Origin of the sequence: Treponema zioleckii (assembly GCF_014737315.1) — a bacterium.
In the GTDB taxonomy this organism is placed as follows: Bacteria; Spirochaetota; Spirochaetia; order Treponematales; family Treponemataceae; genus Treponema_D; species Treponema_D zioleckii.
Map to the genome: position 1 here is coordinate 1 of NZ_JPUF01000050.1, position 18,803 is coordinate 18,803.

Here is an 18,803-nt window from a genome sequence, read left to right on the forward strand (position 1 = left end):
TTTTTTTTACACAGGCAAGTTTATAATGCGCAAGTCATGGAGCCATTCTGAAGGAGGTTTCGACTACGCTCAACCACCGCAAGCGGTTTACAGTGATAATAATCGGCAATTTTTAGACACAGATAAACGCAGATGGACGCAGATAGGACACAGATTTTTTTTGTAATTTTGAATTGTAAAAAACTGACCAAAAATCTGGAGCGGTAGCGTAGGCGGGGCAGAAAAATGATTTCGACCGTTCGCGACCGAAGGGAGTCGGATACCTATTACGGTCGTCGTCATTTTTATGAAACGCCGAAGCGGACGCCCCTGATTTTTACGGTAGTGCAGACAATTTTTTTACACAGGCAAGTTCCGCATGATGAGTCTGATTTTTGAAATTGCTTTATTCAAACTTTGCTATTTCTTTCTGGCATAGCTGGTCGCAAATTTCGTTGTACTCGATTCCCGCATGACCTTTTACCCAATTCCATTTTACGTTAAGGCGGGAAACCACAAAATCCAAAGATTCCCAAAGCTCCCGGTTGAGAACAGGCTTTTTTGCAGTGGTGAGCCAACCGTTTTTCTTCCAGCCCTTTATCCAGCTGGTAATGCCATTTTTAACGTACTGGCTGTCAATAAAAACTTCTATTTGTCGGGATTTTAGCCGTTCCGTGTTAAAAATTGCGGTGAGCGCGCTGATTGCCGCCGTAAGTTCCATGCGGTTGTTCGTGGTCTGCTTTTCTCCGCCGCTAAGTTCCCGCACTTCGCCGTCGGCAAGAATCACCGTGCCCCAGCCGCCAGGCCCTGGGTTTCCGTGGCAGCCGCCGTCGGTGTAGACTATAACTTTGTCGCTTTTTGGCGCGTCTTGCGCTGCTGAAGTTATTTTTGCTTTCGGTTCGGAAATCGTATTCGTTATTGCAAGCAGAATTAAATCGGTTTCGCCGCTGTTTTGAATTGAAGTTTTTTCGCCCTGCTTTCTGTAATGCAGAATTCCTGGCTTTAGTTCTTCCTCAACGCTGTTGCAAACAACTTTGCCAAAACCCGAAATAACGTAAACGAAGGAAACTTCGTTGTCCTGCACGTTTTCAAAACTGTTTTTTGGGGAAAGCCTCAAAATTGAAGCAGAGTTTTGTCCGTCCTTGAACATTTTTCCGTGAACTTCGGCTCCGGCTGTCGACAAATCTAATTCTGGGATTTTTGAAAAATCAATCTGCATAATTTTTACCTCGCCGCTGCTGAAATCGAAATATAAAAAGTCTTCGTGGCTTTGTCCGCAAAAAAATTCTCGGTTTTATAGCTTTCCTCGTTCAGAATCTGGCTTCTAAAAACTTCCAGAAGCGACTTTTCTTCATTCTGTTTTGACTTTCGCACATTGATTGTTTTTTGTGCCGCAAGCTGGGCCGCAGCCGTGTATTCAGCGATTTTTGCGGCAGTTTTTTTGTCTTTCGCGTTGCCTTTTGCAGAGACCGTAAGTTTTTTTCCGTCAAAAGAAGTTTTTTCGTTGAACCATTCAGGTTTTCCTTCTTCGGTTGTGGCTTTTTTGTCTTTTGACTGGCTCACAATTGCCCGCAATTTTTTGAGAGAACTTCCTTGTGCTGAATCCTCGCCTGAAATATCCGCGTCTAGAATTTTCTTTCCTGAAAGATTTATTTTTGTGTAAGCGTTTGAGATTTCTATTTCGATTGTGCCGTCTTCTTTTAGCTTACCGTGCGTAAAAGAGTTTTTTGGAATGTAAGTGTCCTTTGTTTTGTCGGTAACGCGTTCGATTTTTACCTTGTACGAGGATGAAAAACCGCCTTCGCTTCCGACTATGAACATTCCGAGTTCATTTGAGAATGCGATACCGTCTTTAAAAAGCAGGTCGAACTTTTCGCCGTTGTACGAAATCTCGTATTTACCTTCGAGAGATTTTGGCGCGGAATATTCCTGCTCCACTTTTACGAGAAAGCCTTCCTCAATAATCATCACGTTTTGCCCGCGCTGACTAAAAATTCCGCTCCAAAGCACAGCCCCATCGTCATCAGAATATTTTCCGCTAACGGTTGGATTTGTCGGCGAAAAAATATTTCCTTTGCTATCGATTTTTAACGCCAAATCTTCGAAAAATTCTGGTTCCAAAAAGGAATTTTCCTTTACAAAAATAGCCTCGTCGCTTGCGTTTTCAACTTGAAGAAGCGAATAGTCCACGCCCGAAGCTTTGTAAAGCGTCTCCGACTGAACGAGTTCGGTTATTCGCTCAAACTCATAAAAATATGCTCCATCCGCAAGAAAGCCTTCGGCGACAGTGCCGTCAGAAGAGCTTACCGATGCGCAGCCAAAAAAAAACATGCAGGTGGCAAGCAGAAGAAGAATCCGATTGAGAACATTTTTTTTATTCATTATTTTTCAAATCCTGTTTCCAAAAGTCAATGAATTCAAGCATGTACTGCTGAACGTCCAAAAAGTATTTTTTTTGAAGCTGGCAGGCAGGAATTCCGATGTATCTAAAATGCCAGCATTCCCAGCGGTAGCCCGTAATATCTTCGTAAGCTTTTGGGAACGAGAGCGACCAGCCGTATTCTTCGGAATGAGTGTTAAGCCATTTTCCCATCGGTTTGTTCACAAAATTGTTCGTAAGCTCGCAAAAGTCAATTGCCGAGCCCAACTGATGCTGGCTTGTTCCTTCACGCGCGCTTTCTCGCTCAGCCTCGGCAAGTCCGTCAATTGCGACCCATTTTTGAAAGAGATTTTTCTGGTACTGGTATGAGCGATAAGTTGAAATTACGAGGAGCGTGTCGCCCGTCTCTTTTTTGTAAGCTTCCGCCATCGTCTGCAAAGCTTTTTCTACGTCAGGCCGGAGCGAAAGATCGTTCCTGCTGATTCGGTACAAGTCATTTTTTACGAGCTTTACGAGCCCGGTCGGAACGTATTTTTCACCGATGTTATGTTTTTTATCTATTAAATAGTAGAGACTTACATCATCTTTGCTGAATTTTTTTTCTTCTTCAAGAACGTTGTTCAAATCTGCAAGAAAAGCTTTTTTGTCTGTGTATTTTTATTTCTTTTTGCGCGCGAGCCGACATTTTTTTCAGAACTCGGTCAATTCTCGCAAAATCTTCTGATTCCTGCGTCTGAGCCTGAGTTTCCGTATTTTCGGCTTTTGGATTTGCTGAATTTTGAGCGAACGCCGCAGAAACTAAAAGTGCCGCCATAAAAGTCAGAATTATTTTTTTCATTTGAATCCCCCATCAAATTTGCTAACGAAAAAATATCATTAAAAATAAGATTATGGAAGATTCCGAAGAAAGTGTAAGTCAGTTTTCAGATTTTAAATGCAGATAAACACAGATGGGCACAGATTTGTCGCAGATTTTTATGGAGTTATGTTTTAAATATACCCGCATCCTATCTGCGTCAAAAAGTTGTGAATTAAGAAAAGAGTCTGTCGAGTTCTTGCTGGGAAATTGCAACCTTAGGATTTGAGCAGTCTGCTTCAAGATTCTCGTTGAGCAATGTGCGATATTTTGACGACAGGTCGTCTTTTGTGTACTCGGTGTATTTTTCTGGCTCCAAATTGAATCCCGATAAAAGCCTGTCAAGTTCATCCTGAGATATAGCGATTGGTTCTTCTGGCATAATTAAGTCCTTGTAAGTGAATTTTGTGACTTTTTGGATTCGGCGGGTTGTTTCTAAAAACTAAAAAAATGTTTTCAGAGAACCTTATAAGAAAACTTACGAAAAACTAACAAAGATTTTCGAGGTTCCCATAACATAACGATAAGACAGAATCTCCAAAAAATCCACTAAAATTTGACCAAAATAAAAAAAACGATGACTTTCTAAAATAATCCATGATTTTTTTGTTCAAAAGAAAAAATAATCTTCTATAATATTGGAGCTGCAAAAAGTGATTTTAAAAAAGGGGATTTTAAATTGATGATGAAAAAAGCTTTCTTTACTCTTGCCACTTTGATTCTTACGCTTGTTCTGTTTCTTTCGTGCGGCGGCGAGGAATATAGCCGTCTGGACCCGGAGAACGTCGTTAGCATGGAGTTTGCCGGAAACTGGAGCATTTTTATAGACGTTCAGAGTGATGCCCAGAACAGCTGGAAGAGCGAAGGCATGGGCACAGTGGACAAAGACGGACTTTTTTCTATTAGAATGATTACCGACGGCGAAGAAAGTTCCGATGAGATTTTGTTCAATGAATTTGTAAGAAAACTTATTTCTCTAACTTCGGATGTGGAAAAAATTGCCTCGGCTGCGAGCGAGCAGGAAATTACTGTTTCAGGAAATCCTTACCTTGAAATAAACAAAAAACGCACCAACATAAAAATGGACTTTACGGCAGAAAAGCCTTCTGAAAACCAGAAGTTTGCCGTAAAAATCAACCTGCAAAAAACAGAAAAATAGACCAAAAAAATCTAAAAAAAAATCTTGCCGTTTTCTATATTTTGTTATTATGTTTTACTATGAAACCAATGAGCCAATCTCATCGGTTCTTTTTTGAATAAAATCATCATTGGTATAGGAGATATAGAAAATGGCTAAACAGCTTATTTTTAATGAAGAAGCTCGCAAAAAGATGCTTAGTGGTGTTGAGCAGATTGCTCGCGCCGTAAAAGTTACGCTCGGACCTTGCGGTCGCCTTGTTATGCTCGACAAAAAATTTGGTGCACCGACAATCACTAAAGACGGTGTTTCTGTAGCAAAAGAAGTTGAGCTTAAAGACCCTTACGAAAATATGGGCGCACAGCTTGTGCGTGAAGTTGCCTCAAAGACAAATGATGTTGCGGGAGACGGTACAACTACTGCTACAGTTCTCGCTTACGCAATCGTTCGTGAGGGACTCAAAGCCGTTTCTGCTGGAATGACTCCAATCGAAATCAAACGCGGTATCGACAAGGCTGTTGCTGTAGCCGTTGCCGAAATCAAAAATACAAGCCGTGCCGTTAAAGGCAGTGAGGATATTACTCACGTTGCAACAGTTTCTGCAAACAACGACCCAGAAATCGGTAAAATTCTCGCAGACGCAATCGAGAAGGTTGGAAAAGACGGCGTAATCACTGTTGAAGAATCAAAGAACATGGACACAACTGTTAAGACTGTTGAAGGTATGCAGTTTGACCGTGGATACATTTCTTCTTACTTTGTAACAGACCGCGAGCGCATGGAAGTTAACTACAATGACGCTTTCGTTTTGATTCACGACAAAAAAATCTCTACGATGAAAGACCTTCTTCCATTGCTTGAGAAAGTAGCCCAGACCGGAAAACCTCTCGTAATCATTTGTGAGGATATGGACGGCGAGGCTTTGGCAACTCTCGTTTTGAACTCAATCCGCGGAACTCTCAAATGCTGTGCTGTAAAAGCTCCTGGATTCGGTGACCGCCGAAAGGAAATGCTTCAGGACATCGCCGTTTTGACTGGCGGTACTGTAATCAGCGAAGAATTGGGCTTGAAACTTGAGACAACAGAGCTTGCTCAGCTCGGACAGGTTAAATCTGTAAAAATCGACAAAGACAACACAACTTTGGTTGACGGTGCCGGAGACAAGAAAGCTATCGCTGACCGCGTTGCAGAAATCAAAGCTCAGGTTGAAAAATCAACATCTGATTACGACAAAGAGAAGCTCAAGGAGCGTCTTGCAAAACTTTCTGGCGGTGTTGCAGTAATCAACATTGGTGCAATCACAGAAACAGAAATGAAAGAAAAGAAGTTCCGCGTTGAGGACACTCTTGCCGCAACTCGCGCAGCTCTCGAAGAAGGAATCGTTCCTGGTGGCGGAATCGCATTGCTCCAGGCAGCTTCTGTTTTGACAGACGAGGCTGCTAAAGACCTTTCTGACGATGAGAAAGTTGGATACAAAATCGTTCGTCGTGCACTCGAAGAGCCAATCCGCCAGATTGCTGAGAACGCAGGTGTTGACGGTGCAGTTATCGCTGAACGCGCAAAGAACGAGAAAAAGGGCACTGGTTACAATGCACGCACAGGAAAATGGGTTGACATGATGGAAGACGGAATCATTGACCCTGCAAAGGTAACTCGCTCAGCATTGCAGAATGCAGCTTCTGTTGCAGGAATGCTCCTTACAACAGAATGCGCAATCACAGACATTCCTGAGCCACCGGCTCCTGCAGCAGCTCCAAACCCAGGCATGGGAATGGACTACTAATTTAAAATAACTGTCACGCTGAAACAAGACGACCGAGATAACGTAAGCGGTCGAGTTCTGAATGACAGGTAATTTTTAATTGAATATGAACGCCATCCGGGCATTTTGCTTGGTTGGCGTTTTTTATTGGCTAAAAATGCGTTTTAGCAAAACTATTCTGCGGAATTTTCACTGCAGTTGATTTATAATCAATTTTATGGCGGATTTCTTTGATTATCTGAACTGGCGAGGAGACCTTTCTTTTTCTGCATCGCCTTTCAATGACGTTGATGCGCTGATTTTTTGTCAGCTTTCCTATGCGAATTTTGACGGCTTGATTCCAGACTCATTCGACAAGTCGATTTCCCTTCATCATCTCGTTAGAAAATTTCGGGAAGACAAGGATTTTAAAAAACGTTCTTACCTCGGCCTTGTAATCAACGCAAAGACAATCGACTTGCTTTTTAGAGTTGGAGAATCTGAGCGGTTCGCGAACGTGCGACTTTGCGGATATAAAAATGTTTACAGCCGCGAGCTTTCGGAGCAGTTTTGCGCTATTACCGTGAGTTTTGGAAATCGCCTTTTTGTGGTTTTTCGTGGCACCGACGACACGATTGTTGGCTGGAAAGAGGATTTTAATCTTGCATTTGACGAAGCCGTTCCGGCACAGAAAGATGCCGTGGCCTATCTTGAAAAACTAAAAGCATCGTTCGGAAATTCAGCATTTTCGCTAGGCGGTCACTCGAAGGGTGGAAATCTTGCGATTTATTCGGCGGCGCATTTTTCAAATCCGTCCGAAATAGAAGTCGTTTACAATTTTGACGGACCTGGATTCATTCAGAATGACCTTCAAAAAGAGTGTTTTTTGCGGATAAAGCCCAAAGTCAAATCGTTTTATCCAGATTTTTCGATTGTGGGAATGCTTTTTCATCATTTTGAAAAATTTGAAGTCGTCAAGAATTCAGAGAAATTTTTAATGCAGCATGACCCGTTCGCCTGGCAAATTTTGGGCGGACATTTTGAGATTCAGAAAAAACTCAACAAAGGCAGTATCTTTTTCTATAAAACCTTTAACTCTTGGTTCGAAAAACTTTCGGTCCAAAAGCGTGCCGAATTCGTCGAAACGTTATTTTCGGCCTTGGAATCTTCCGAAGTCAAAGATTTTTCTTCTTTTGCAGAAAACGGGTTTCGTAATTTTATAAAAACAATCCGCGCGTTTGACGAAAATGATTCCGTCATAAAAAAATCCGTCTGGGACACGGCCCGGAAATTTTTAAAAGAGGCAGGCGCGACTTTTATGAGTCAGGATTTTAATCCGAGCCTTCAGCTCAAACATAAAAAAGAAACCCCGGAAAGCTAAAAAATTTTTCGAGGTACAAAAAATAAGCCTGAGAAAAATTGACTGCAAGGATTCAAATCTTCTCAGGCAACAGCCGTCTCTAAAAACTAAAAAAAATCGAATGTTTTTAGAGTCCCGTATTATTTTGCGTCTTCAACAGATGAAGCTCGTTTTACAATTTCTTCAAGTTCAATTGCATTGTTTTCTACAGACTTTACTTTGAAAGTCTTTGCAACGTTTGACTTTGCTTTTGTATTTGGTTTTCCGAAGGCTTTGAACTCCGTTCCCTCAGAAACGATGTATGAATATGTGTAATCATCGGAAGCTACAGAAAACTCGAATACGCCATTTCCAGTTGGGGCAACTTTTGTTACGACTCCGTTTGGAGAAGTTTTGCGCGGTGCAAAGCCAGCTTCATCACCGACTTTTAAAGTAAATGCAAATGTTGGCAATGCGAATGCAGCTGCCAAGGCGAATGCAAAAATTTTTTTCATAATTGAAATCTCCTTAAAAAAAAAGCTATCTTTAAATTTAACTCAATTTCAATAAAATTCAAGAGAATATTCAGATTTTTCTAAAGTTTTTGAGAATAAATGCTAGACATTTTATATTGTATACAATACAATTTAGTTAAATATAAAACATAGGAGGACAACATGAAGTTTGCTGTTCGATTTTATACGAAGACAGGGAACACTAAAAAGCTCGCAGAAGCCATTGCAAATGAACTGGGAGTTCAGGCACTGCCGCTTAGCGAACCAGTAACAGAACCAGTTGATTATTTGTTTCTCGGAAATTCATTCTACGCTTTTACCATCGATGCAGAGGTGCGTAATTTTATACAAACGCTTTCTAAAGACAAAGTTGGAAAAATCGTTAACTTTGGGTCGGCGGCACTTCTTAATTCTACGTACAAAAAAGTAAAAGCCGAAGCGCAGAAGGTTGGCATAGAGCTTGACGAAAAGGAATTTCACTGCAAAGGTGAATTTAAGGCGCTCCATAAAGGACGACCGAATGAAAATGACATAAAAGCAGCAATTGAATTTGCAAGACAATATAAGTAGGAGGCAAAAGATGATTTACGATTATTCAGTAACAACAGGAATTGGCGAGACTTTGAATCTTTCTGAATTCAAAGGAAAGGTAATTATGGTTGTAAACACCGCGACAGGTTGCGGTTTTACTCCTCAGTATGCTCCAATAGAGCAGTTGTACAAGGATTATCACGAAAAAGGACTTGAGATTCTTGATATTCCGTGCAACCAGTTTGGCAGACAGGCTCCTGGAACCGACGCAGAAATCCATGAGTTCTGCAAAATTCACTTTAACACAACTTTCCCACAGATGAAAAAAGCTGATGTTAACGGAGAAAACGAACTTCCGTTGTACACGTACTTAAAATCTCAGAAAGGTTTTGAAGGCTTTGACGAACATGAACTCAAAAAACTTCTTGAGGAGATGTTTGCAAAAGCTGATCCTGACTGGTACAAAAAACCTGACATCAAATGGAATTTTACAAAATTCATTATTGACCGACAGGGAAACGTTGTTGCACGATTTGAGCCAACTGCCGACATGAGCAAGGTTGAAGAATGCATAAAAGCTCTCTTGTAGAGTGAATACGTATACAGTGAATAAAGGTGATGCACACAAAACACTAAAGTTGGCGTGCACCACTTTTTTTTATTTAAACAAGTTTCGGAATGACGACTTGAAGTTTTCACCGCAGATGAACACGGATGGACACAGATTAGTCACAGATAATAAAAAACAGGAATGACACTGTAATACCAACCAGAACGTAGTCTGAATGACCGTTTTTGTCACCTCGAGCGTAGTCGAGAGGTCTACAAGCGATAGTTTTCTCCACTCCGCTATTTTCTGGGAACAGTAGATGTCTCGACTTCGCTCGACATGACAGGGTTGGGCGCTCGACATGACAGGGGTGGGCACTTGGCATGACAAAGTGGAACACTCAGAATGACTAACTTTCAGTTTTTCGACGCAGATAAACACAGATTGGTAACAGATATGAAAAAGATAGGAATGCAAAGTTTTCCTCGGCAGATTTCATTTATCCTCATTCATCCGTGTCCCATCTGTGTGCATCACCGTGCATCTGCGTCTGAACTTGCCCGCGGCACGAACTGCGTTTCGTGCCATTCTGACCGTCTTTCGTAAAAAAGCTTGTTTCGGAATCACGTACGCTACATACATGGATGCTGAATCAGGTTCAGTATGCAAAAGCCAAATCAACCGTTTTTACAGACAGAGCCTTTTATTTCACAGGACCTTTCCAGTTTTTGAACTTTCCTGCAAAAGAATCCAAATCGCTCGTTTTTACCGTTACGGAATTGCCTGAAACCTCGTAGGGAATGCTCATCGGGTTGCATCCAAATGACGGCGTTCCAACGCTGTCCATCTTAAAAACGTTTCCGCAGTTCTGGCAGACAAGGCGACCGTTTTTTTCCAAAAAATATGCCCGAGGGGACGGATTGCAGGATTGACAGGTGTTCAGAGAAACCCGTGCAGAATTGTCGGACGCTTTTACCGCAATCAACTGAACAGCAATGCCGTTTGAATCGTAATTCACATAAAGCGGATGATTTGAAAGCTCAGCTTTGCTGATGGTTATTTTCCCGTCTTTTACCACTGGTGTAATGAACTTTGCCGAAGCCGAGGCCACGAACACTGGCAAAGCCAGCACGACAAAAACCGATGCAAATAATCGTGCGATTTTATTTTTCTTCATTTTTCCTCCATTGTAGATTTTTTGATTAGTTTTTTGAAGAAAGAACATTTATTTTTCCATAAATCATTCCCATCCAGCATGTGTAGAATCCACTGCCCTCTTTTTTGGGCGTAAATTCTATAACATTCTCGCCGGGAGTGAATTCATGAATGATTCCGTAGTCATTGAGTATCATTTTGTAATTGCAGCCGTTAATCACTTCTTCCGAAACGAGAAGCGTCCACTTTACAGGAATACCCTCGTAAACCGTGATTTCGGGATAATTTCCAAAATCCAGCTCGCTTTCTACATACTGCACGCTTCCGTCTTTTGAAATTACGGCTTTATCAAGCATGGCGTCTGTTTGTTCAATTTGACTGGACACCGCATTTTTTTTCGGAAAACTTGAAAACGGATTCAAATTGATTCCTGCAAGATTCGTTCCCTGCGTGAACATCGCAAGACCTAGAACGACAAGAAGAACAGAGCCTGCGCACACAACAGCCCTTGCATATTTTTTTCCGAGGGCCGCAACAAAACTTCCAAGCCCAAGCATTAGCGGAAGAGTGCCAAGACTGAACATGAGCATTGAAAGCGCGCCCGCAAGCGGATTCCCGGAACCAAGCGCGACAATCTGCATGGACTGCATGGGGCCGCAGGGCATAAAGACATTCAAAAGTCCGATGACAAAAGGGCGTTTTTGCTTCAAGCTGATTTTGGAGATTTTTTGAACGGCTTTTTTTGGAAGCGCAAGATGGAATTTTCTGAGCCATGCAGAAAGTCCAAGCATATTCGACCCCATTATGACCATGAAAACTCCCGCCGCAATTTTCAACAGTCCCTGAACCACAAGGGGAACACCCTTTCCAGAGCCACCGCTTAGAATCATGCCAAGTCCGCCGAGCAAAAAGCCCGCGGTTGTGTATGAAATGACCCGACCTGCGTTATACAGAAGCGGCGCGGTCATCAATTTTGATTTGGATTTTTCAGAGTCAGAAGACGGAATGCTTTGTGAAAGGTTGATTCCTCCGCACATCGCGATGCAGTGAACGGAAGTGAGCAAGCCGACGACAAAAAGCGCGCCATAGCCCATTTTTGAGTCCGCAAGTTCAGAGGGAACGAGCATGTTCAATATGCCGAACTCTTGGAGCAGAATGTACAAAACGACAATCAATGCGATGATTCCGGCATTTTTTATCCATTTGACGGCCGTTTTTTGATTCTCGTCTTTCGCATCATAACCAAGCTCCCGAATTATCAGAACGATTTTTTCATGCGAGATGAGAGATTTATCGAAAGTGATTTCCGCCTTTGATTCCTGAAAGGAAACACGGGCAAAAGAAATGCCTTTTGTATTTTTGAGTCTTCCCTCAATTCTGTTCTGACAATTGATACAAGTCATTCCTTCAATTGAAAGAATTTCATGAATCATTTTCTCGCCCATGCTTCACTTCCCTTTTCGACCAGAATGATTACGCAATCACACCTTTGTACTCGTAGCCAGCTTTTTCAACAGCGGCTTTAATCGCGCTCTCATCGACTTCTTTTGAAGTTTCGATTGCGACCTCCGCCTTCTCGTGAGAGGCTGTCGCGCTTGTGATTCCCTCGATTGCTTCGAGCGCTTCTTTTACATGCTTTTCGCAGTGTCCGCACATCATTCCTTTTACAGAAATTTTCATAGATTTCTCCTTGCCAGCCTTTTCTTGACCAGCATTTGATATAAGATTTCCCAAAACGGGATTCTTCACTTTTTTGTCCCTCCTTGAATCGTGACTCTTCAAGAAGTTAAGACGCAGGGCATTCGACACGACGCAGAAACTTGAAAGCCCCATCGCCGCCGCGCCGAAAATCGGGTTCAAGCTCCAGCCGAAAGCCGCAACATAACAGCCGGCAGCGAGCGGAATTCCAATCACGTTGTAGAAAAATGCCCAGAACAAGTTTTCGTGGATATTCTTGATGACAGCGCGCGAAAGCCTAATTGCTCCGCTCACGTCAAGAAGGCTTCCCTTCATCAAAACCACATCGGCGGCGTCTATTGCGATGTCCGTTCCCGCTCCGATTGCGATTCCAAGGTCAGCGCGTGTCAATGACGGCGCGTCGTTGATTCCGTCGCCCACCATGGCAACTTTTCCGCTTTCCATAAGTTTTCTGATTACGGCTTCTTTTCCGTCGGGCAAAACTCCCGCCACAATCTCGTCAACGCCAGCTTGAGCGGCAATCGCGCGCGCTGTGATTTCATTGTCGCCAGTCAAAAGCACCGTGTGGATTCCCATGTTTTTCAGTTCGCTGATTGCCTTTGCGGAATCCTCTTTGATTGTGTCCGCGACGGCAATTATTCCGAGCAAAGTCTTGTCGCGCGCGAAAAGAACCGGCGTTTTTCCCTGGGAAGCAAGTTTTTCAAGCTCTGTCCGATAATTGTCATTCCGAACTTGATTCGGAATCTCGTTTACGACAGATTCGATATATCTTGCGTTTCCGCCGATGATTGTTTTTCCGTCGAGTTTGGCACAAAGCCCGTTTCCTGCCTTGATTTCAAACTCGCTCGTTTCAGGAAGTCTAATCTGTTTTTTCTCAGCATATTCGACAATCGCCTTTGAAATCGGGTGCTCGCTCTTCGCTTCCAACGCGTAGGCATTTTCAAGCAAATCACTTTCCGCCACGCCTTCCGCTACAATGACATCTGTAACCTGCATGATTCCAGTCGTGACCGTGCCCGTTTTGTCCAAAGCGACAATCTGCGTTTTTCCAGCCATTTCCTGAGCGGCAGCCGTCTTGAACAAAATGCCGGACTTTGCGCCCATGCCGCTTCCGACCATGATTGCAACAGGAGTCGCAAGACCGAGCGCACACGGACAGCTGATGACAAGGACTGAAACCGCACGCGCAACGGCATATCCGACGCTCTCGCCGACTAAAAGCCAGACGGCAAAAGTCACGAGCGCAATCAAAATGACGGCAGGGACAAAAACGGCAGAAACCTTGTCAGCGATTTTTGCAATCGGTGCTTTTGTGGCGGCGGCATCGCTTACCATGCGGATAATCCCCGAAAGCGTCGTGTCCTCGCCGACTCTCGTTGCCTCGCAAACCAAAAAGCCCGAAGTGTTTATCGTCGCCGCCGAAACTGTGCTTCCCACAGCTTTTTCAACAGGAACGCTTTCACCAGTGAGCGCGGCTTCGTTGACGGCGCTCTCGCCCTCGATGATAATTCCGTCAACAGGAATGCTCTCGCCCGGGCGCACCGCAAAGCGGTCTCCCTTTTTCACCTGCTCAATCGGCACGGTCTTCTCTGTTCGCGCTTCCCCGTCGCCCTCCACAATCACGGCAGTTTTCGGCGCCATCTTCATCAACGACTTTAGAGCGTCAGTCGTCTTTCCCTTTGATTTTGCCTCAAGCATTTTTCCCACAGTGATGAGCGTGAGAATCGTGGCGGCAGACTCAAAATAAAACTGATTCATCAGATATTTGATTTTTTCCTCGTCGCCCGCCAAAACCGCGCCGCTCATCAAAAAAAGCGCAATCACGCTGTAGACAAACGCCGCGCCAGAGCCAAGAGCGACAAGGCTGTCCATATTCGGCGATTTGTGAAAAAGAGCCTTGAAGCCGCTCACAAAAAACTTCTGGTTTATCACCATGATGAAGGCGGAGAGCAAAAGCTCATACAAGCCCATCGCCACATGATTTCCGTCAAGGAAGGGCGGAAGAGTCCAGTTCCAGAGCATGTGTCCCATCGAGACATACAAAAGCGGAAGCAGAAGAACGAGAGAGGCGACAAGGCGCTTTTTCATTTTTGGAGTCTCGGTATCTTTTAATTCATCTTCGTAGGCCGATGTTCCGCCAGACGCACTCTTTTCCGCGCCAGTGTTTTTCAAACTCGCGCCATAGCCCGCCTTTTCAACGGCATTTATGATTTCAGAAGGATTTGCTTTTCCTGTAATTCCCATGGAATTTGTAAGTAAATTTACAGCACAAGACTCAACGCCCGCGACTGCGCTGACAGCCTTTTCGACTCTTGACTGGCAGGCAGCACAGGTCATCCCGGTAACAATATAATGTTCCATAAAATATTCTCCAAAGTTTTTTTTGCGTTGTTTTCTGCGTTTTGGTTTATCGATTACTTCATCAGTTTTTGAAGCGTAACGACAAACTCATCGATTACGCTCTCGTCGCCGTTTCGGATTCCATCGGCAACGCACGTTTTCATGTGATTTGCGAGCAAAGCCTTGTTGAAGCTGTTGAGCGCGCTCGTAATCGCAGAAACCTGCATCAAAATGTCAGTGCAGTACGCGTTGTTCTCAAGCATTCCCTCAACACCGCGGACTTGCCCCTCAATCCTCTTGAGGCGGTTCATGAGCGTCTTGAACTCCGCTTCGTCCCGAACCTTGTGCTTTCCTGAGCAGTGCGGGCATGTCGGCTCTTCTTCCTCGTTTTTCTCACTGCAACAGTCTATATCTTGATTCTCTTTCATAAAGTGCCTCCCAAAAAGATACCCCTACAAGGTATAAATATTTTCGTTTGTAATATATATACCCTCTCTAGGTATCTGTCAAGCACCAGAACAAAAATTTACAAATATCGGAAAATCGAAAAGAGGATTTTGCAATCTGTTATTCAATCAATAAACTCTTAATTTTTTTGCTAAATTTCCGAAAATCAAAACATGAAATTGTCTAAAGTAATTCTTTTTGTATCTGGTTTTACAAGCCTTGCTTTTTTTTCGTGCAAAAAAGAACCTGAAAAAATTGAGACGGTAGAAATTGAGCAGACTAGCTCTGACCATAAATGGTTTGCTTTTGCAAATAACAGTTTTACAGAAACTTCGTTACCGCAGAACGCACCCGTTCAGCCGTTTAGACCGTGGACCGAAAGCGTTCGAATCAGCGACGGAAACGGCGGAACTGACGGTCGTGGATATTTCGTCGTAAATCATTTGGGAATTTTGGTTTTTGACGGAGGAGAAGTGCCAGTCCTGATTCAGGATTATCAACTTTTTTCGACTGCGACATCTTCAAATCTTGTCTTTGACAAGGGCGGAGCATATTTTACGCTTTCAAGAAATTCATTCTTCAATAAATTCAACAAGACTGCTGTTTATTCTGTTTCGGAAAATCCTGTGGAAGCTGAAAAACAGGCTTTTGAAGAAGCTGGCTCAATCGGTTCGAACCGGCCTTATCTCGTTCGAATCTCACCGGAAAACAAAATGCTTTATCCTGTAGTTACTTATGGCGATTTGAATCTTGAGGATGACACCGAAGTTTCCGGAATGTATTTTAACGGTTCAGAATGGCTTGCGTCCCTCAAAAAATCAACTGAGAACAGAACAAGCTTTAAATATATTCAGTGGCGGCCGAACGGCAATCTTGCAGGAATGCCGGCCCAGACCAAAAACGGAAAAATCTTTATTGAGGAAAGCACGGAAGGAATTTATCGCAAAGCGAATATGCACGAACCTTTTTCAAGCGCGCCTAACCGCCTAAAAAATCTTCTTTCTTCAATTCCTGATTCATTCGCGTTTTTTGTTGTTTGCCACGTTGCCGGCGGAGAGTCACCGCACATTTTTGTAAACGGAAATGCGAATTCACCAACTCTTACGCAAGGCTGTGCTATAATGACCGAGGCATGGATTGCTTCTGTTTTTTCTGACGGAACAACATATTTTTGCGGCGCGTTGGAAAACAGGCCTCTCATAAACAACGGAAAGACGATTGCAATGCGACTTCCAAAATTACCGGAAAATTATTATTACGGCGACTTTGTGATTTCTGGCGATTATCTTGTCGTAAGCTGGGAAGAAAGCAGTTTCTACAAAACAGGCCGAAGCGGATTCTTGGTTGTTGATATGGGCGAACTTTTTTATCCGAAGTCCGTTGATGTAGAAAGTCTCAAACAGTAATTTTTAGAACGTTTTAGGACGGGGACAGGACGGTAAATCGATGGCTTTGAATTCTTTAAGAAAATTGATTTTTTCTGTTTTTGCGTTGATTTTTTTCTTCGGAAAAGTGAGCGCACAGGATTCAGAGTCCGTCGCCGAGCAAAAGAACCATTCGATTTTTTTAACCTTCGGCCCTCTTTTAATGCTGAACACTGACAACACGTCCAATGGCGCGCCATCCCCAATTCTGTACTCTTTTGGCGGAGGCGCGGATTTTTATTTTTACGATGATTTTTTTGCAGAATCTCGTCTTTCTTTTTTTACGAACTATTATCTTTTTGACGGCGAAAATGCTCAGCCTGCGGAAATTGAAAATCGTACTGCAAGCGTGTTGTCTTTTATGCTCGACTTGACGGCAGGAAGACGCTTCGAATTTGGAAAGCACACTTTGCTCGCGTCGGGCGGAGCCGGAATCCTTGCGCGTTTTGCCTTTCTCGCCGGCGACGTTGATTCTTCCGACCCCGGCACGACTGACGGTTCTACCGCTGGCGACGACGTTTCTTCAATTAACAGCTGGTTTTGGTCAAACTTGAATTTTTTCTATCCGCAGTTGAATCTTTGTTACCTTTATAAAATAACCGATGCGCTAAAAATCGGTTGTGACTTTAGGGCTTACATTCCGCTTTCTTCGATTCTCTCGCAAAACGGTCTTGACGGCATGATTTTTTCATTCGCGGCAAAACTCTGCTTTTAGAGCAATTTTGCATATTCTGTATTTTTTTGCGGATATTTGAACTTTTTTCTTTTTGCTTGCAAAAATCTGTGAATACTGCATATCGTTGAAAAATTTTTCAAAACAGTGTATTTTATGCTTAGAAAATTTTTGAAGGCGGTCTTTTTATGGACAAGTTGTTTGATTTGAAGGCTCGAAAAACTACGGTTTCACGAGAAATTGCAGGCGGTATTACGACCTTCCTTGCTATGAGCTACATCCTAGCTCTTAATCCTGACATTCTTTCAAAATCAGGACTTTCTTGGGGCTCAGTTTTTACGGCGACGGCAGTTTCTGCCTGCATTGGAACTTTGGTAATGGCATTCGTGGCGAATTTGCCGGTGGCTCTTGCACCTGGATTGGGACTTAACGCGTTCTTTACCTACACAGTCGTTCTTACAATGAAGTGCACACCTGCATTCGCGCTGACGGCAGTTCTCTTGGAAGGTTTGCTGTTCATTTTGCTTTCTGTCTTTGGAATCCGCGAGGCGATTATAAAATCAATTCCAGAGAGCCTGCGAAAAGCCGTTGCAGTCGGAATAGGTCTGTTCGTTACGTTGATTGGACTTGTAAACGCAGGAATCGTTGTAACTCCAGGCTCAACACCTCTCGCGTTCGTAAATTTTAGCCCAGAAAATCCGACAGCACTCGTCGCGATTCTGGGACTTGTCATAACAATCGCTCTTTACGTTCTAAAGATTCCTGGCGCAATCCTGCTCGGAATTTGTATCACAACAGTAATCGGAATTCCGTTCGGCGTTACTAAAATTCCTGAATCATTCAAGCCTATTTCTATTCCAGAAGCTCCGGCTTTGTTTCATTTTGAATGGGGCAGCGTTCTTACAATCAAATTTTTTATAGTTTTCTTTACATTCCTTTTTACGGATTTGTTCGACACAGTTGGAACTCTTTTGGGAGTTACCGAACAGGCAAATCTAAAAGACAAAAACGGAAATATGATTAACGCAAAGGGCGCGCTTTTGGCTGACGCAGTTGGAACAGTTGCGGGAGCATGTTTGGGAACTTCAACCGTTACAAGTTTTGTTGAAAGTTCTTCGGGAGTTGCCGCCGGTGCCCGAACAGGACTTGCATCCGTTGTTACGGCATTTTTGTTTATCGTTGCCCTGTTCCTAAGCCCGTTGTTCGCCTTGATTCCAATGGCCGCAACCGCGCCTGCGCTGATTTTCGTTGGCTTTTTGATGATGAGCAGCGTTTCTGGAATCGATTTTAAAGATTTGTCAGAAGGAATCCCGTCATTCATCACGATTATGGCAATGCCATTCTCATATTCAATTTCAAAAGGAATCTCTTTGGGAATCATCTCGTTCGTGCTTTGCAAAATCTTTGCCCGAAAAATAAAAGACATTCCTTTAGTAACGTGGATTTTGGCAGTCATATTCCTGCTTGACTTTGTTTTTGAAGCAGTAAAATAACACCGTTAGAACCTTATATTGGCTGGATTCATCTTGAATTCAGCCATTTTTTTTGCACTTGTATAACAAGTTTTTTTTGTATAGTGATAACATCTTTTTTTAGGAGAACTATATGAAAAAAGCAAAAATCCTGTTCTTTATGGTTGCCTTGCTCTCTTTAACGGGCATGGCATTTTTTAGCTCTTGTTCGTCTGACGAAGACCTAACATTGTACGCCGTCTGGAAGCTCGGAACGATTTTGAACAACAAGAGCGTTTCTGTGACAAAGAAAAGCGAAACGACAATTGGAACGTTTACACTCTTGAAATCTGAAAATTTGAAATTCAAAGTATCAAATGCCGATGGTTATTTAACTTACTTTATAAAAAACTCTAAAGGAGAAGAGCTTTACAAATCAGATAAATAAATTCAGATGGAACTATTACAATAGGTTCAATACCAGCTGGAACTTATACTTTTGTAGCTAAAAATGAAAATCTCTTCAACAACAACAGTGCTACAATAACTCTCGAAGCTAACTAATCAATTTAATTTTATTCTGGAG

At 43.0% G+C, this 18,803-nt stretch carries 19 protein-coding genes; 9 read left to right on the forward strand and 10 right to left on the reverse strand.

All coding sequences use genetic code 11. The features are described 5' to 3' along the window. Window positions 1-385 precede the first annotated feature (385 nt). From rnhA to JI65_RS12320, 5 genes are all read right to left on the reverse strand, one after another. Window positions 386-1,198, reverse strand: a complete 813-nt coding sequence (gene rnhA, locus JI65_RS17680) for a ribonuclease HI (RefSeq protein WP_340138446.1) — start codon at window positions 1,196-1,198, stop codon at window positions 386-388. 5 nt (window positions 1,199-1,203) lie between these two features. Then, window positions 1,204-2,361: a hypothetical protein gene (locus tag JI65_RS12305; protein ID WP_191017057.1), complete on the reverse strand. Its 1,158-nt coding sequence runs from the start codon at window positions 2,359-2,361 to the stop codon at window positions 1,204-1,206. Further along, window positions 2,354-2,983: a M15 family metallopeptidase gene (locus JI65_RS12310; protein WP_191017060.1), complete on the reverse strand. Its 630-nt coding sequence runs from the start codon at window positions 2,981-2,983 to the stop codon at window positions 2,354-2,356. The genes JI65_RS12305 and JI65_RS12310 overlap by 8 nt, the downstream gene beginning before the upstream one ends. Next, window positions 2,967-3,197: a hypothetical protein gene (locus JI65_RS12315; protein WP_191017062.1), complete on the reverse strand. Its 231-nt coding sequence runs from the start codon at window positions 3,195-3,197 to the stop codon at window positions 2,967-2,969. The genes JI65_RS12310 and JI65_RS12315 overlap by 17 nt, the downstream gene beginning before the upstream one ends. Before the next feature lie 193 nt (window positions 3,198-3,390). Further along, window positions 3,391-3,597: a hypothetical protein gene (locus tag JI65_RS12320; protein ID WP_191017065.1), complete on the reverse strand. Its 207-nt coding sequence runs from the start codon at window positions 3,595-3,597 to the stop codon at window positions 3,391-3,393. 300 nt (window positions 3,598-3,897) lie between these two features. Between JI65_RS12320 and JI65_RS12325 the strand changes: the two genes are divergently transcribed. The 3 genes from JI65_RS12325 (at window position 3,898) to JI65_RS12335 (ending at window position 7,475) form a co-directional block, all read left to right on the forward strand. Then, complete coding sequence (locus JI65_RS12325; protein WP_191017067.1) at window positions 3,898-4,374, forward strand: hypothetical protein; 477 nt, start codon at window positions 3,898-3,900, stop codon at window positions 4,372-4,374. Window positions 4,375-4,504: 130 nt separating this feature from the next. Further along, the gene (groL, locus tag JI65_RS12330) at window positions 4,505-6,136 is read left to right on the forward strand and encodes a chaperonin GroEL (RefSeq protein ID WP_191017070.1); all 1,632 of its coding nucleotides are present in this window, start codon (window positions 4,505-4,507) and stop codon (window positions 6,134-6,136) included. Between the two features lie 196 nt (window positions 6,137-6,332). Continuing rightward, window positions 6,333-7,475, forward strand: a complete 1,143-nt coding sequence (locus JI65_RS12335) for an Mbeg1-like protein (protein ID WP_191017072.1) — start codon at window positions 6,333-6,335, stop codon at window positions 7,473-7,475. 119 nt (window positions 7,476-7,594) lie between these two features. On the opposite strand, the gene JI65_RS12340 is transcribed toward JI65_RS12335, so the two are convergent. Beyond that, window positions 7,595-7,948, reverse strand: a complete 354-nt coding sequence (locus JI65_RS12340; RefSeq protein WP_191017074.1) for a hypothetical protein — start codon at window positions 7,946-7,948, stop codon at window positions 7,595-7,597. A gap of 162 nt (window positions 7,949-8,110) precedes the next feature. Here JI65_RS12340 and JI65_RS12345 point away from each other — a divergent pair, with 162 nt between their 5' ends. Both JI65_RS12345 and JI65_RS12350 read left to right on the forward strand, forming a co-directional pair. Further along, entirely contained in the window at window positions 8,111-8,518 is a 408-nt protein-coding gene (locus JI65_RS12345; protein WP_191017076.1) for a flavodoxin family protein, read from the forward strand. Between the two features lie 10 nt (window positions 8,519-8,528). Beyond that, a complete protein-coding gene (locus JI65_RS12350; protein WP_191017078.1) occupies window positions 8,529-9,068 on the forward strand; it encodes a glutathione peroxidase in 540 nt (179 codons plus the stop codon). A gap of 664 nt (window positions 9,069-9,732) precedes the next feature. Here JI65_RS12350 and JI65_RS12355 read toward each other — a convergent pair. From JI65_RS12355 to JI65_RS12370, 4 genes are read right to left on the reverse strand one after another with little or no spacing between them, the layout of a single operon-like run. Next, the gene (locus JI65_RS12355; protein ID WP_191017080.1) at window positions 9,733-10,206 is read right to left on the reverse strand and encodes a Fe-S-containing protein; all 474 of its coding nucleotides are present in this window, start codon (window positions 10,204-10,206) and stop codon (window positions 9,733-9,735) included. Between the two features lie 25 nt (window positions 10,207-10,231). After that, the gene (locus tag JI65_RS12360; protein ID WP_191017083.1) at window positions 10,232-11,617 is read right to left on the reverse strand and encodes an urease accessory protein UreH domain-containing protein; all 1,386 of its coding nucleotides are present in this window, start codon (window positions 11,615-11,617) and stop codon (window positions 10,232-10,234) included. Window positions 11,618-11,657: 40 nt separating this feature from the next. Beyond that, window positions 11,658-14,243: a heavy metal translocating P-type ATPase gene (locus JI65_RS12365; protein ID WP_191017086.1), complete on the reverse strand. Its 2,586-nt coding sequence runs from the start codon at window positions 14,241-14,243 to the stop codon at window positions 11,658-11,660. 53 nt (window positions 14,244-14,296) lie between these two features. Further along, window positions 14,297-14,650 carry a metal-sensing transcriptional repressor gene (locus JI65_RS12370; protein ID WP_191017088.1) on the reverse strand — a complete coding sequence of 118 codons (354 nt, stop codon included), beginning with the start codon at window positions 14,648-14,650 and terminating at the stop codon, window positions 14,297-14,299. A 192-nt stretch (window positions 14,651-14,842) separates the two neighbouring features. Between JI65_RS12370 and JI65_RS12375 the strand changes: the two genes are divergently transcribed. The 4 genes from JI65_RS12375 to JI65_RS12390 all read left to right on the forward strand — a co-directional run bounded on the left by JI65_RS12375 (window position 14,843) and on the right by JI65_RS12390 (window position 18,665). Further along, the gene (locus JI65_RS12375) at window positions 14,843-16,075 is read left to right on the forward strand and encodes a DUF8086 family protein (protein ID WP_191017090.1); all 1,233 of its coding nucleotides are present in this window, start codon (window positions 14,843-14,845) and stop codon (window positions 16,073-16,075) included. 40 nt (window positions 16,076-16,115) lie between these two features. Then, a complete protein-coding gene (locus tag JI65_RS12380) occupies window positions 16,116-16,808 on the forward strand; it encodes a hypothetical protein (RefSeq protein ID WP_191017092.1) in 693 nt (230 codons plus the stop codon). Window positions 16,809-16,954: 146 nt separating this feature from the next. Continuing rightward, the gene (locus JI65_RS12385) at window positions 16,955-18,259 is read left to right on the forward strand and encodes an NCS2 family permease (protein WP_191017094.1); all 1,305 of its coding nucleotides are present in this window, start codon (window positions 16,955-16,957) and stop codon (window positions 18,257-18,259) included. A 112-nt stretch (window positions 18,260-18,371) separates the two neighbouring features. Beyond that, entirely contained in the window at window positions 18,372-18,665 is a 294-nt protein-coding gene (locus JI65_RS12390) for a hypothetical protein (protein ID WP_191017097.1), read from the forward strand. Window positions 18,666-18,803 lie beyond the last annotated feature (138 nt).

Coding starts and splice junctions, on each gene's coding strand:
- JI65_RS12335 (WP_191017072.1), top strand. CDS start 6,333: ATGGCGGATTTCTTTGATTATCTGAACTGGCGAGGAGACCTTTCTTTT.
- JI65_RS12315 (WP_191017062.1), bottom strand. CDS start 3,197: ATGAAAAAAATAATTCTGACTTTTATGGCGGCACTTTTAGTTTCTGCG.
- JI65_RS12355 (WP_191017080.1), bottom strand. CDS start 10,206: ATGAAGAAAAATAAAATCGCACGATTATTTGCATCGGTTTTTGTCGTG.
- JI65_RS12350 (WP_191017078.1), top strand. CDS start 8,529: ATGATTTACGATTATTCAGTAACAACAGGAATTGGCGAGACTTTGAAT.
- JI65_RS12380 (WP_191017092.1), top strand. CDS start 16,116: ATGGCTTTGAATTCTTTAAGAAAATTGATTTTTTCTGTTTTTGCGTTG.
- rnhA (WP_340138446.1), bottom strand. CDS start 1,198: ATGCAGATTGATTTTTCAAAAATCCCAGAATTAGATTTGTCGACAGCC.
- JI65_RS12365 (WP_191017086.1), bottom strand. CDS start 14,243: ATGGAACATTATATTGTTACCGGGATGACCTGTGCTGCCTGCCAGTCA.
- JI65_RS12375 (WP_191017090.1), top strand. CDS start 14,843: ATGAAATTGTCTAAAGTAATTCTTTTTGTATCTGGTTTTACAAGCCTT.
- JI65_RS12370 (WP_191017088.1), bottom strand. CDS start 14,650: ATGAAAGAGAATCAAGATATAGACTGTTGCAGTGAGAAAAACGAGGAA.
- JI65_RS12320 (WP_191017065.1), bottom strand. CDS start 3,597: ATGCCAGAAGAACCAATCGCTATATCTCAGGATGAACTTGACAGGCTT.
- JI65_RS12390 (WP_191017097.1), top strand. CDS start 18,372: ATGAAAAAAGCAAAAATCCTGTTCTTTATGGTTGCCTTGCTCTCTTTA.
- JI65_RS12385 (WP_191017094.1), top strand. CDS start 16,955: ATGGACAAGTTGTTTGATTTGAAGGCTCGAAAAACTACGGTTTCACGA.
- JI65_RS12325 (WP_191017067.1), top strand. CDS start 3,898: ATGATGAAAAAAGCTTTCTTTACTCTTGCCACTTTGATTCTTACGCTT.
- JI65_RS12305 (WP_191017057.1), bottom strand. CDS start 2,361: ATGAATAAAAAAAATGTTCTCAATCGGATTCTTCTTCTGCTTGCCACC.
- JI65_RS12360 (WP_191017083.1), bottom strand. CDS start 11,617: ATGATTCATGAAATTCTTTCAATTGAAGGAATGACTTGTATCAATTGT.
- JI65_RS12340 (WP_191017074.1), bottom strand. CDS start 7,948: ATGAAAAAAATTTTTGCATTCGCCTTGGCAGCTGCATTCGCATTGCCA.
- groL (WP_191017070.1), top strand. CDS start 4,505: ATGGCTAAACAGCTTATTTTTAATGAAGAAGCTCGCAAAAAGATGCTT.
- JI65_RS12345 (WP_191017076.1), top strand. CDS start 8,111: ATGAAGTTTGCTGTTCGATTTTATACGAAGACAGGGAACACTAAAAAG.